Below are 12,521 nucleotides of genomic sequence, written 5' to 3' on the forward strand. Positions count from 1 at the left end.
GCTGGGGCCCCGGCCTGCGGCCGGTTCCCGGCCCTGCCTGCCGTGGGTAGAGTCGACTGTCAGTCGACTTTCGCGCGGAGCGCGGGGTTTGCTGCATGTGGCGGAAGAGCAGCCGACTGACAGTCGGCTCTACCACGCGCCTCCGGCGCTGGGCCCCGGCCTGCGGCCGGTTCCCGGTCCTGCCTGCGCTGCAGGCAGGACCTTCGTCCCATGCCGTGGGCCGTGGGCGGTGCCATCATCGGGGTCTGCCTTCCCGGGAACCTGTGCTCGTGAAAACCCGTCTTGCCGTTGCCCTGCTGATTGCCCTGTCCGCCCCCGCCGTGGCCCTTGCCGCGCCGCCTGCCACCGCCGCACCGGCCAGCGTGGCCACCGAATCGCCCGCCGATGCCGCCTTCCGCGCGCTGTACGAGAAGGAATGGAAGTGGCGCCAGCAGGGCGGCGGTGAGGCCAGCGAGGACGAAAACGCGCCGGCCAATGCCACCCGCATGCCCGATGTCGGCCCGGCCGCGCAGCAGGCGCGCCTGAAGGTGTGGGACGAGACCCTCGCCGCGCTGAAGAAGATCGACCCGAAGACCCTGTCGCCCGACAACCAGGTCAACTACGCGATCTACCACGACCAGGTGTTCAACCTGGCCGAAGAGACGCGCCTGCGCGGCTACGAGATGCCGTTCAACGCCGACTCCTCGTTCTGGTCCAACCTGTCCTTCATGGCCCGGCGCGAGATGAAGACCGTGCAGGACTACCAGAACTACATCGCACGGCTGAACGATGTGCCGCGTTACTTCGGCCAGCAGACCGAGAACATGCGTGCCGGCCTGAAGCGTGGCTTCAGCGTGCCGCGTGCCGTGCTCGATGGCCGCGAAGTGTCCATCGCCACCGTCGCCGAGCTGAAGGACCCGACCGGATCGCCGTTGTACGCGCCGTTCAAGAAGCTGCCCACCACCATCCCGGCCGCCGAGCAGGCCAGGCTGCAGGCGCAGGCGCGTGAAGCGATCAGCGGCAAGGTGGTGCCGGCGTTCCAGCAGCTGCGCACCTTCTTCGTCAACGAGTACGTGCCGCAGGCGCGCACCACCCTGGCCGCCGAAGCGATGCCTGATGGCAAGGCGTACTACAAGCAGCAGATCCACGAATACACCACGCTGGACCTGTCGCCGGACGAGATCCATCGCATCGGCCTGGATGAAGTCGCACGCATCCAGAAGGAAATGAACGACATCATCAAGCAGGTGAAGTTCAAGGGCAGCTTCGCCGAGTTCCTGACCTTCCTGCGTACCGATCCGCAGTTCTATGCCAAGACGCCGGAAGAGCTGCTGTCGCGTGCCGCGTGGATCTCCAAGCGGGCGGACGGCCAGCTCGGCAAGTACATGACGCTGCCGCGCGCGCGCTTCACCATCGTGCCGGTGCCGCCGGATATCGCGCCGTTCTGGACCGCCGGCCGTGGTGGCATGGGCACCTACTGGCTCAATACCTACAACCTGCCGTCGCGCCCGCTGTACAACCTGCCGGCACTGACGCTGCATGAGTCCGATCCGGGCCACGCGCTGCAGGGCGCGATCGCCGCCGAACAGAAGAACCTGCCCGAGTTCCGCCGCAACGCCTACATCTCCGCCTATGGCGAAGGCTGGGCGCTGTACTGCGAGAAGCTGGGCGTGGAGATGGGCATCTACGAAACCCCGTACGAGGATTTCGGCCGCCTGACCTATGAGATGTGGCGCGCCGCGCGCCTGGTGATCGACACCGGCGTGCACAGCAAGGGCTGGACCCGCGAGCAGGCGCTGGCCTACCTGCGTGACCACACCGCGCTGAGCGAGCATGAAGTGACCACCGAAGTGGACCGCTACATCTCCTGGCCGGGCCAGGCACTGAGCTACAAGCTGGGCGAGATCGCCATCGTGCGCCTGCGCGCGCAGGCCGAGAAGGAACTGGGCGACAAGTTCGACATCAAGGGCTTCCACGACACCCTGCTCAAGCAGGGCTCGGTGCCGCTGCCGGTGCTGGAACAGCAGATCCAGGCCTACATCGCCGAGCGCAAGAAGGCCTGACCGCTACCGGGTAGTGCCGGCCGCTGGCCGGCAATCCGACCCGGTCACGGGGTCGGATCCCTTTCCCACGGAAAGGGCTCCGACCCCCTCTCAGCTCACCCCACCGCCCGCGGCTTGGCCACCCGTGCAGCAAAGGTCGGCAGCACCAGCAGGGTCAGCACGGTGGCGGTGATCAGGCCACCGATCACCACCGTCGCCAGCGGCTTCTGCACTTCCGCACCGGAACCGCTGGCAATCGCCATCGGAATGAAGCCGACGATCGCCACCAGCGCCGTGGTCAGCACCGCACGGATACGGCTCGATGCACCGTTGATCGCTGCCTGCAGCGGCAGGTCACCGGCATCCAGGCGTTCGCGGATCGCCTGCATCAGCACCAGGCCGTTCAAGGTGGCCACGCCGGAGACGGCGATGAAGCCGACCGCCGCCGATACCGAGAACGGCATGCCACGCAGCAGCAGCGCGAGGATGCCGCCGACCAGCGCCAGCGGCACGCAGCTGAACACCAGAATGGCTTCCTTGCCGCTGCGCAGGGCCATGAACAGCAGGCTGCCGATCAGCAGGAACACCACCGGCACCACCGTTGCCAGTCGCTTCTCCGCGCGCTGCAGGTTCTCGAACTGACCGCCCCAGGTCAGGTACGCACCCGGCGGCAGCGCCACGTCTGCCACCGCCGCCTGTGCTTCACCCACGAAGCCGCCCAGATCACGGCCACGCACGTTGGCCTGCACTACCACGCGGCGGCTGCCGTTGTTGCGGCTGATCTGGTTCGGTCCTTCGCTGACCGTGATGCGCGCGACCGACGACAGCGGAATCACCAGCCCCGAAGGCGTGGCGATCGGCAGCGAGGCCAGCTGGTCCGGATCGTTGCGCGAGGCATCGTCCAGGCGCACCACTACGTTGAAGCGGCGATCACCTTCGAAGATCTTGCCGGCCGCCGTGCCGCCAATGCCGGTGGACAGTGCATCACTCACATCCGCGGCAGTCAGGCCGTACTGCGCCGCCGCCACGTGGTCGATCGCCACGTTGAGCGTAGGCAGGCCGGAGATCTGTTCCACCCGCACGTCGGCCGCGCCGTTCACCGCACGCAGCTTCAGCGCCACCTGGTCGGCCACCTTCTGCAGCTGGCTGAAGTCATCGCCGAAGATCATCACTGCCAGGTCGGTACGCACGCCGGAAATCAGCTCGTTGAAGCGCAGTTCGATCGGCTGGCTGAACTCGAAGCTGTTGCCCAGCTGCTGCCCGGCCAGCTTTTCGAAGCGCGCCACCAGTGCGTCCTTGGCCAGCTTCGGATCGGGCCAGTCCTTGCGCGGCTTCAGCACGATCACGCTGTCGGAGATGTTGGTCGGCATCGGGTCGATGGCCGCCTCGGCGGTACCGGTACGCGAGAACACGGTCTCCACTTCCGGCTGCGTGGCGATCGCTTTCTCCAGCGCCAGCTGCATCGCCAGCGACTGCTCCAGCGAGGTCGACGGCACGCGCAGGGCCTGCATCGCCACGTTGCCTTCGTCCAGCGTCGGCATGAACTCGCGGCCCAGCAGCGAGAACGCGCCGATGCCCACCACCACCATCATCACCGCAGCTGCCAGCACCGTGCGCGGATGCGCCACGGCCTTGCGCACCATCGGCTCGATGCGCGCACGCAGCACGCGGATCAGCTTCGTCTCGTGCTCGCCATCTTCGGCATGCGTATCGCCGTCCTTCACCTTCGGCTCGCGCACCAGCAGCGCGGCCATCGCCGGCACGAAGGTGAAGGAGAAGATGAAGGCACCGACCAGGGCCAGCATGAAGGTCGCTGCCATCGGGTGGAACGTCTTGCCCTCCACGCCTTCCAGGGTGAGGATCGGCGCGAACACCAGCAGGATGATCAACTGTCCGAACGCAGCTGGACGCGCCATCTTCATCGCCGAATCGGCAGCCACGCGCAGCCGCTCCATCGCGGTCAATGCACGGCCCAGTTCGGCGCGGCGCTGGCCCAGCATCAGCAGCGTCGACTCGACCACGATCACCGCACCGTCCACCAGGATGCCGAAGTCCAGCGCACCCAGGCTCATCAGGTTGCCGCTGATGCCGAAGCGGTTCATGCCGATCACTGCGAACAGGAACGACAGTGGAATCACCAGCGCGGTGATCGTTGCTGCACGCAGGTTGCCCAGCAGCAGGAACAGCACCACCACCACCAGCAGCGCGCCCTCGGTGAGGTTCCTGGCCACGGTCTTGATGGTGGAATTGACCAGCACGCTGCGGTCCAGCACCGGCGCGGCCACGATGTCGGCCGGCAGCGATTTGTTCACCTGTTCCAGGCGCGCCGCAGCGGCCTGCGCCACGGTGCGGCTGTTGCCGCCGGCAATCATCAGCGCGGTACCCAGTACGGCTTCATGGCCGTTGCGGCTGGCCGCACCCAGGCGCGGCGCGCGGCTCAGCTCGACCTCGGCCACATCGGCCACGCGCACCACCACCACGCCATTGCGGGTCGCCACCGGGGCCTGTGCCAGATCCTCGGTGGTCAGCGCCAGGCCATCGGCACGCACCACCAGTCCTTCGCCGGCACGCTGCACGAAACCGGCACCGGCCTGCACGTTGGAACGCTGCAGGGCGGTGACCAGATCGGCCAAGCCGAGGCCGTGCGCGGCCAGCCGGGCGCTGTCCGGATGCACGCCATATTCCTTGACGTAGCCACCGACCGTATCGACGCCGGCCAGCCCCGGGCTGGAACGCATCTGCGGCGCGATGATCCAGTCCTGCACGGTACGCAGGTAGGTGGCACGTTCTTCCGGCGTGCGCAGCAGATTGCCTTCCGGCGTGCGGTAGACCTCGCCGGCCTGCCAGCCCGCTTCACCGGGCTTGGCCAGCCTGGCCGGATCGAACGCGGTGAAGTCCACCGTCCACATCAGCACCTCGCCGAGGCCGGTGGTGACCGGCGACAGCATTGGCGACGCACCATCGGGCAGGTCTTCCGATGCCTCGCGCATGCGTTCGGCCACCTGCTGGCGCGCGAAGTAGATGTCGGTCGCATCGGTGAAGATCGCGGTCACCTGCGAGAAGCCATTGCGCGACAGCGAACGCGTGGTGGTCAGGCCGGGAATGCCGGCCAGCGCGGTTTCCAGCGGATAGGTCACCTGCCGCTCGATCTGCTCCGGCGTCAGCGCCGGTGCCACCGTGTTGATCTGCACCTGGCGGTTGGTGATGTCCGGCACCGCGTCGATCGGCAGCTTGCCCAGCTGGAACAGGCCCACCGCGGCGATCAGCGCCGCCATGAACACCACCAGCCATCGGTGGCGCACCGCTTTTTCAATGATCAGCTTGAACATGGTCGCCTCCTCAGTGGCCGTGCTCGGCTTCGCCCTTGGCCAGTTCGGCCTTGAGCAGGAAGGCATTGGCACCGACGATGCGCTCGCTGCCGGTCAGGCCACCGAGGATCTCGATGCGGTCACCGGCACGGCGCCCAGCCAGCACCGGCTGCGCCTTGAAGCCGCCTTCGACGGCGACGAACACCGCGCTGCTGCCATCGACGTTCTGCACTGCATCGGCCGGGACGCTGAGCGAGCCGTCCTGGCCTTCGGTGACCACTACGGCCGATACCGGCGAACCGGCCGGCGGCAGCGACGCATCCACCGGCGTGGCACGGATGACCGCGACGCCGCCCTGCTGGCGCACATCGGCGGCCGAACCGGTGACGGTGGCGGTGAAGCTGCCACCCGGCACGCCGACTTCCAGCTTCATGCCGGGCGTGACCTGCGCGGCCAGCGCGGGCGGTGCGGTGAACACCAGCTCGTTCATCGTCGGGTCGGCGACGTCGGCCACCGCGCTGCCGGCGGCGACCACGCCGCCCGGCGTGACCTGCACGTTGCCGACGATGCCGGCCACCGGGCTGGTGATGCGCACGCGACCGCTGGCATCGGGCGCACCGTTGGCGGCGGCCTGGGCCTGCGCGGCAGCAGCCTGGGCCTGTGCCGCCAGCGAACGTGCACGCGAGGCTTCCATCTCCTGGCGGGCGACCACGCCCTGGTCGACCAGCGCCTTGTCGCGGCCATAGGCCAGACGCGCGGCCTCGGCTTCGGCCGCTGCGGCCAGCGCATTGGCGCGGAACACCGCCGCTTCGCCGCTGACCACGATCGCCAGCGCCTGGTTCTGCTTCACCGCGGTGCCCGGCGCGACCAGCACGCGCTCGACGCGGCCGGTCACGGTCGACGCCACCGAGGCGCGTGCACCGACCGACGGTTCGACCCGGCCGGACAGGCGCGTGGAGCCACCGCCACCGCGACCGATCGCGACCACTTCAATACCGGAGGCCTTGATCTGCTCCGGGGTCAGCTGCACTACGCCTTCGTCGGCGTCAGCAGGCGCCTTCGCGGTTTCTGCCTTGGCTTCCTTGCTGCCGGCGGCATGGCCGTGGCCATCGTCGGTGCCGGCCTTGGCCGCAGCGGGGTTTTCATTGGCAGGCGTCTGCGCGTTGCCGGCGCAGCCAGCCAGCAGGACGGTCAGCAGCACGCCGCCGATCAGCGGGAAAGTACGGGAGAGAGTCATGGAGCCTCCACAAAGGGTGCGCGCCCTTCCAGGCGGGCAAGATCGATTTCCGCGGCGACGCGCGACAGGCGCGCATCCACGGCGGTGCCGCGGGCGGCGATGAGGGCGCTGCGCGTGCTGCGCAGTTCCAGCTGCGAGATGCGTCCGGCGTCGAAGCCAATGCGGGCCAGGCGATATGCCTCTTCGGCGGCGACCACGCTTTCATCAGCGGCGCGGGTACGGCTACTGGCGGCCTTCAACCCGGCCACCGCAGAGAGGCGCTCGGCCTCGCTGTCGCGGCGCTGCTGGTCCAGGCGTGCTTCGGCCGCGCGCTGGTCGGCATTGGCGGCGCGGATGCCACCGCGGTTGCGGTCGAACAACGGGATGCTGAGGCTGACCCCGAGGTTGTAGGCGCGCTCGCCGCCTTCGCGGAAGCGGGTCTGCGCGGCGGTGACACTGAGGTCGGGCAGGGCGCGCTTGCGTTCCACCTCGACCAGCTTGCCCGCCGCATCGGCTTCGGCTTCGGCAATGCGCACCGCCAGCGCCACGTCGGTGGCACCGCGCGGCAGCGGCGGCGCACGGTCGAGCAGGCTGTCGTTGATCGACTGCACCGGTGCATCCAGCAGTGCAGCACCGGCCAGGCGGGCCAGCGCGGCATCGCGGAACGCCTGCGCTTCATCCAGCGCTGCGCTGGCGTTGGCCACCTCGCTCTGCGCCTGCACCGCACGCAGCTGCGGTTCGCGGCCCTGCTTGACCAACGCGTTGACGGCGTTGGCGTCAGCGCGGGTGAGGGTCAGTGCTTCTTCGGCCAGGGTGTAGCGGCGCAGTGCACTTTCCGCCTGTGCGTAGACCACCGCCAGCTGGCTGGCCACGTCGCTGCGGCTTTGGGCACCACGCAGGTTGGCGGCCTGTGCTTCGGCCCGGGCGGCACGGACGCGCGCGCCACGCTGGCCCCAGACCTCCAGCGGCTGGGACAAAGTGAGCACGGTATCGGCCTTGCCCATGCCGCCATAGGAGCCGGTGCCCCAGGCATTTTCAGCGGAGTAGGAGAGGGAAGGGTTGGGCAATGCACGGGCCTGGTCGGCGCGCGCGTCGGCGGCCTCGGCCAGCGCCGCACCCACACGGGTGCCGGGCAGCTGGTCCAGGCGTTCAAGCAGGGCGTCGTAGGAAGGGGCGGCTTGCGCCATCACCGATGCCGCCGGGGCCAGGCCCAGCAACACAGCGACGACCAGCCCGGCCGCGCGCGGCGACCGAGGTGTCAGGATCGACATAGGGGGATTCCGGTTGTGAGTGAAACGGGAGCCCGCAATCGCGGGACGCGCTCAACTCACGCCCGGGGGGGACGCGTCAATTCATCCTGGGCGACCGCATAGGTCGCCGCGTCGCCGGCATTCATCCAGCGCGCCGGCAGCGGCGCACCGAAGGCGGCGAGGGTACTGGCCGGCAGGCTCAGGTTGGAGTGGTGGCAGTGGTTGTGGCCACAGGCACCAACATGCTTGCCGTCGGTATCGCCATCGGCATCCGGTGTGGACTCCACGTGCACCGTGCTGGCGTGCGGCTCCACCGTGCAGGCCAGCGCGTCGGCCACCGGCACGACCACGAATGCCGCCATCAGCAGCATCAGCAGGTACGTACGCAGTTGGCGGGTGATCCGGCGCATGGAAGGGAGGCTAGCAAGCGGTTTTCGCCGGATACAATATCAATGGCCGCTTCGGGAATACGTCGGAATCTCCCGTTCAGCTGGGCCGGGCGCGGGGTCGGATCCCTTTCCGCCGGAAAGGGCTCTGACCCCGACACCTTGCTGCCGGCCAGCGGCCGGCACTACCGGTCTGCAGGCAGCTTCGCGATCACCTTGATCTCGAACTGGAACCCATACAGCCAGGTCACGCCGATGCCGGTCAGGGTCGGGTGCGGCGCCTCGCCCCAGTACTCGGGCACGATCGCCCAGGCCTTCTCGAAGTTGGTTTCCGGATCGACCAGGAACACGGTCACGTCGATCACGTCATCGAAGGTGCAGCCGGCGGCGGCCAGCACCGCATTGAGATTCTCGAACGCGCGGCGCACTTGGGTTTCGAAATTCGGCTCGGGCGAGCCGTCCTCACGGCTGCCGACCTGGCCGGATACGAACAGGAAGCCGTTGGAACGGATCGCAGGCGAGTAGCGGTTGCGCTCGTACAAGGCCTGGCGGCCGGTGGGGAAAACGACATCACGCTGTGACATGGGGAAGATCCGTGGGAGAGAACGCCATCCTCCGCGTCAGTGCTGTCTGGATAAACCGCGATGATCGGCCTAGATTGATTGCCAATTCCAAACAATCATGGCCCGCCATGGACCGTTTCGAGGCAATGCGGGCCTTTGCCCGGGTTGTGGAAACCGGCAGCTTCACCCGCGCCGCGCACACGCTGCAGATCAGCCGAACCACGGTCACCCAGCTGGTGCAGCAGCTGGAGGCACACCTGCGGCTGCGCCTGCTCAACCGCACCACGCGCCGGGTCAGCGTCACCGCCGACGGCGCGGCCTACTACCCGCGCGTCGCCCGCCTGCTGGCCGAGCTGGAAGAAGTGGAGGGCGGGCTGGGTGACGCGGCCAGCCAGCCACGCGGGCGGCTGCGCGTGGATGTGCCCGGGCCCTACGCGCGGCTGCGGCTGGTGCCGGCGCTGCCGGATTTCCAGGCGCGCTACCCGGAGATCCAGCTGGACATCGGCGTGAGTGACCGCGAAGTCGATGTCATCGCCGACAACGTCGACTGCGTGATCCGTGGTGGCACCCCGGCCGACCCGGCACTGGTGGCGCGACCGCTCGGCGCGCTGCCGATCGGTTTCCACGCCAGTCCGGGCTATGTGCAGCGTTTCGGCCTGCCGACCGACCCGCGCGCGCTGGAAGGACCCGACCACCACATGGTCGGCTTCCTCAGCCCGCGCAGTGGCCGCGCACGCGTGTTCGTTGCACAGCGCGGCGATGAACGCGTTGAGGTGCAGGGCCGCTATACGGTCGGCTTCGATGATGGAAACGCCTATCTGGCCGCTGCGTTGGCGGGGTTGGGCGTGGTGGCGCTGCCCAGCTACATGGCCGAGCCGCACGTGGCGCGCGGCGAGCTGCTGCCGGTGTTGCAGGACTGGCAGCTGCCGCCGATGCCGATGCACGTGATGTTCCCGCCGAACCGGCACATGAGCCAGCGGCTGCGGGTGTTCATCGATTGGGTGGTGGAAGCGTTGGGGTGAGTGCATCGGCCGCGTGCGAGAATCGGCGTGCACGTACTGGAGAACGCACACCCTGATGAGCCGCATCGTTGCACTGGATACCGAAACCACCGGCATCTCCCACCGCCTGGGGCACCGGGTGATCGAAATCGGTGCCGTCGAACTGATCGATGGCCAGCTCACCGGCCGCCAGTTCCACACCTACCTGCAGCCGCAGCGCAAGGTGGATTGGGGCGCACAGCGCGTGCACGGCATCAGCGATGCGATGCTGGTGGGCAAGCCGCTGTTCTCCAGCAAGGCGGCCGAACTGCTGGAGTTCCTGCGCGGCAGCGAGATGGTCGCGCACAACGCTACCTTCGATGTGGGCTTCCTGGACAACGAGCTGCGCCTGTCCGGCATCCCCGGCACGCTGGCCCAGCACTGCCGCATCACCTGCAGCCTGAAGCTTGCGCGGGGACGCTGGCCGGGTCAGGGCAACAAGCTGGATGATGTGCTGCAGCGCCTGCGCATTCCCAGCCAGCGCGGCCTGCATGGCGCGTTGAAGGATGCGCACCTGCTGGCGCAGGTGATTCCGCACCTGCGCTGAGGCCTGGCCGCTGTCACACCGGCCGCAACCATCGCTCGATCATTGCAACGCCACAGGCCACCCCGTCCTCATGGCGCATCGCCACGCCCAGGGCCGCCGCGCGTGCGCGTGTTGCGTCGGTTTCAACGAAGGTGATGGCTGCCGCCAGCGTTGCTGCGTCCAGCCGCTTCGGTGACAACGGTGCCGGTGCCACGCCCAACCGATACAGACGATCAGCCCAGAAGAACTGATCGGCGGCGAACGGCATCACCAGCGAGGGAATGCCGGCGCGGCAGGCCGAATGCGTGGTGCCGCTGCCACCGTGGTGGATGGCGAATGCGCAACGCGGGAACAGCGCTTCGTGTGGAGTCGGCCCCAGTACGAAGACCGAATCGGGCAAGCGCATCGCAGGCAGTCCCACCCAGCCAGGAAACAGCAGCACCCGGCGTGGCGCCAGCGCCTGCAGCAGGGCCGGCAACACGCGCTCGCGATCAAAGCCGGTCATGCTGCCGAAGCCCAGATACACCGGCGGCGGACCGGCATCGAGGAAGGCCTGCAGATCGGCCGGGGGTATCCAGGGCGCATCGGGAAGGCGCCATTGGCCACAGACGATGTGGTCGGCCGGCCAATCCGCCGGTGGCGGCAGCAGCTGCGGCGAGATGCCATAGAGCATCGGCAGGCCGGGCCACAGCGAGCGGCGCGGCGATTGCCCCAGCTGCTTGCGGGCTGCGTTGATCGGCCGACGGAACTGGCGCCAGATCAGGCCGTTGACCAGCCCATAGCTGGCGCGGTTCAACCAGCCCGGCGAGCGTCCCGGTGGCAGGAACGGAGAGCGGAGGGCCCGCGTCGGGGTCAGCGGGATCATGCCGGTGCCGATGACCGGCATTCCGCGGCGTTCGCCCACGCTCATGCCGACAAAGGCCGCCAGGCCACCGGTCAGAATCGCATCGCAGCCTTCGGCAGCGGCATCGGCCTGGCGCATCCAGCCGCTGACATGCTGCAGCGCCATCCGTGCCAGCCCGCTACTGGCGGCGGCAACACCGTTGCCACGCGAGACCAGCGCGACCACTTCGTCATGGATGTCACCTTCAAGAGCCGCATGGGGCACATCCAGTGCCTGCGCGCTGCCCAGGGTGCCGCCATCGGCAAGCAGTGTCACCTCGTGGCCTGCGCCGATCAGGCCATGGCAGAGCATGGCCAGGGGACGCGTATCGCCTTCGGTTCCGTAGGTCAGGGCCAGCAGCCGCATGGAAAGCTCCGCAGTGAACCGGAGCAGTATGCCGGTTGGCGGGCTCCCGGCCCTGCCGGTTCAGCCGCAGCCTGTGGGTAACTTGCGCAAGTGCTTGAACCCGTGCATAATGCGCGGCTCGCTGTGTCCGGTTTTCTACCGGGCGGCGCCCCCGGGAGCACGTCCCCGGCCGCCCAACGCCAGCGTAACCCTTTGATTCTCTTGACGTGTGGTGGGCAACCATCGAGGCCGCCGTCTCCCGGGCTACGGGCTGACAACTACTACTATCGAGGTGCGCAATGTCCCGCGTATGCCAGGTTTCCGGCAAGCGAGTGCAGACGGGTAACAACGTCTCGCACGCCAACAACAAGACCCGTCGTCGTTTCCTGCCGAATCTGCACGAGCGCCGTTTCTGGGTGGCCAGCGAGAACCGCTGGGTCAAGCTTCGTGTTTCCGCGCATGCACTGCGCACCATCGACAAGAACGGCATTGATTCCGTTCTGGCTGAGCTGCGTGCGCGCGGCGAAAAGGTCTGAGGAGTAAAGCATCATGGCAGGCAAGCGCGATAAGGTCCGTATGATTTCCTCGGCCGGTACCGGCCACTTCTACACGACCGACAAGAACAAGAAGAACACCCCGGGGAAGATGGAATTCCTGAAGTACGATCCGGTCGTGCGCAAGCACGTCCTGTACAAGGAAGGCAAGATCAAGTAATCCGCAAGGATTGCTGGTCCCCGCGAAGAAACCCGCCCTTGTGGCGGGTTTTTTCATGTCTGGCATCCAGGTGGTGGGTGCCGACCGTTGGTCGGCACGTTCCCACACCCGGTGGCTGCCAACCTTGGCCGACACGCTGTCCCCGTGCTCGGTAGATGCCAACCTTGGCCGACATGCTGTCCCCGTGCCCGGTAGGTGTCGACCTTGGTCGACACGCGGTCCCCGCCCCCGGTAGGTGCCAACCTTGGTTGGCACGCTGCTTCAACGCA

General features: G+C 67.9%; 11 protein-coding genes. 5 read left to right on the forward strand and 6 right to left on the reverse strand.

The window, feature by feature from the left end; all coding sequences use genetic code 11:
* The first annotated feature begins 269 nt into the window (after positions 1 to 269).
* Positions 270 to 2,042 carry a DUF885 domain-containing protein gene (locus AC5P9F_RS15495; RefSeq protein WP_495231994.1) on the forward strand — a complete coding sequence of 591 codons (1,773 nt, stop codon included), beginning with the start codon at positions 270 to 272 and terminating at the stop codon, positions 2,040 to 2,042.
* Positions 2,043 to 2,137: 95 nt separating this feature from the next.
* Here AC5P9F_RS15495 and AC5P9F_RS15500 read toward each other — a convergent pair whose 3' ends face one another.
* The 5 genes from AC5P9F_RS15500 to AC5P9F_RS15520 all read right to left on the reverse strand — a co-directional run bounded on the left by AC5P9F_RS15500 (position 2,138) and on the right by AC5P9F_RS15520 (position 8,765).
* Positions 2,138 to 5,350, reverse strand: coding sequence for an efflux RND transporter permease subunit (locus tag AC5P9F_RS15500; RefSeq protein ID WP_099527216.1), 3,213 nt, complete (start codon positions 5,348 to 5,350; stop codon positions 2,138 to 2,140).
* A gap of 10 nt (positions 5,351 to 5,360) precedes the next feature.
* Positions 5,361 to 6,566, reverse strand: a complete 1,206-nt coding sequence (locus tag AC5P9F_RS15505) for an efflux RND transporter periplasmic adaptor subunit (RefSeq protein ID WP_180872488.1) — start codon at positions 6,564 to 6,566, stop codon at positions 5,361 to 5,363.
* Complete coding sequence (locus tag AC5P9F_RS15510; protein ID WP_043034425.1) at positions 6,563 to 7,816, reverse strand: TolC family protein; 1,254 nt, start codon at positions 7,814 to 7,816, stop codon at positions 6,563 to 6,565. The genes AC5P9F_RS15505 and AC5P9F_RS15510 overlap by 4 nt, the downstream gene beginning before the upstream one ends.
* Before the next feature lie 56 nt (positions 7,817 to 7,872).
* The gene (locus AC5P9F_RS15515) at positions 7,873 to 8,205 is read right to left on the reverse strand and encodes a hypothetical protein (RefSeq protein ID WP_180872486.1); all 333 of its coding nucleotides are present in this window, start codon (positions 8,203 to 8,205) and stop codon (positions 7,873 to 7,875) included.
* Between the two features lie 161 nt (positions 8,206 to 8,366).
* A complete protein-coding gene (locus AC5P9F_RS15520) occupies positions 8,367 to 8,765 on the reverse strand; it encodes a RidA family protein (protein ID WP_180872485.1) in 399 nt (132 codons plus the stop codon).
* 107 nt (positions 8,766 to 8,872) lie between these two features.
* On the opposite strand from AC5P9F_RS15520, the gene AC5P9F_RS15525 reads away from it, so the two are divergent.
* Together AC5P9F_RS15525 and dnaQ are read left to right on the forward strand one after the other, a co-directional pair.
* Positions 8,873 to 9,766 carry a LysR family transcriptional regulator gene (locus AC5P9F_RS15525; RefSeq protein WP_180872484.1) on the forward strand — a complete coding sequence of 298 codons (894 nt, stop codon included), beginning with the start codon at positions 8,873 to 8,875 and terminating at the stop codon, positions 9,764 to 9,766.
* A gap of 55 nt (positions 9,767 to 9,821) precedes the next feature.
* Positions 9,822 to 10,331 carry a DNA polymerase III subunit epsilon gene (gene dnaQ / locus AC5P9F_RS15530; protein WP_005411640.1) on the forward strand — a complete coding sequence of 170 codons (510 nt, stop codon included), beginning with the start codon at positions 9,822 to 9,824 and terminating at the stop codon, positions 10,329 to 10,331.
* Between the two features lie 13 nt (positions 10,332 to 10,344).
* On the opposite strand, the gene AC5P9F_RS15535 is transcribed toward dnaQ, so the two are convergent.
* Positions 10,345 to 11,559, reverse strand: coding sequence for a nucleotide disphospho-sugar-binding domain-containing protein (locus tag AC5P9F_RS15535; RefSeq protein ID WP_099497363.1), 1,215 nt, complete (start codon positions 11,557 to 11,559; stop codon positions 10,345 to 10,347).
* A gap of 278 nt (positions 11,560 to 11,837) precedes the next feature.
* On the opposite strand from AC5P9F_RS15535, the gene rpmB reads away from it, so the two are divergent.
* Complete coding sequence (rpmB, locus tag AC5P9F_RS15540; RefSeq protein ID WP_005411638.1) at positions 11,838 to 12,074, forward strand: 50S ribosomal protein L28; 237 nt, start codon at positions 11,838 to 11,840, stop codon at positions 12,072 to 12,074.
* Positions 12,075 to 12,084: 10 nt separating this feature from the next.
* On the forward strand, positions 12,085 to 12,252 hold the full coding sequence (rpmG, locus tag AC5P9F_RS15545; RefSeq protein ID WP_169411268.1) for a 50S ribosomal protein L33: 168 nt from the start codon (positions 12,085 to 12,087) through the stop codon (positions 12,250 to 12,252).
* Positions 12,253 to 12,521 lie beyond the last annotated feature (269 nt).

The sequence above is a fragment of the Stenotrophomonas sp. YJH_SMC_4 genome, assembly GCF_059371575.1.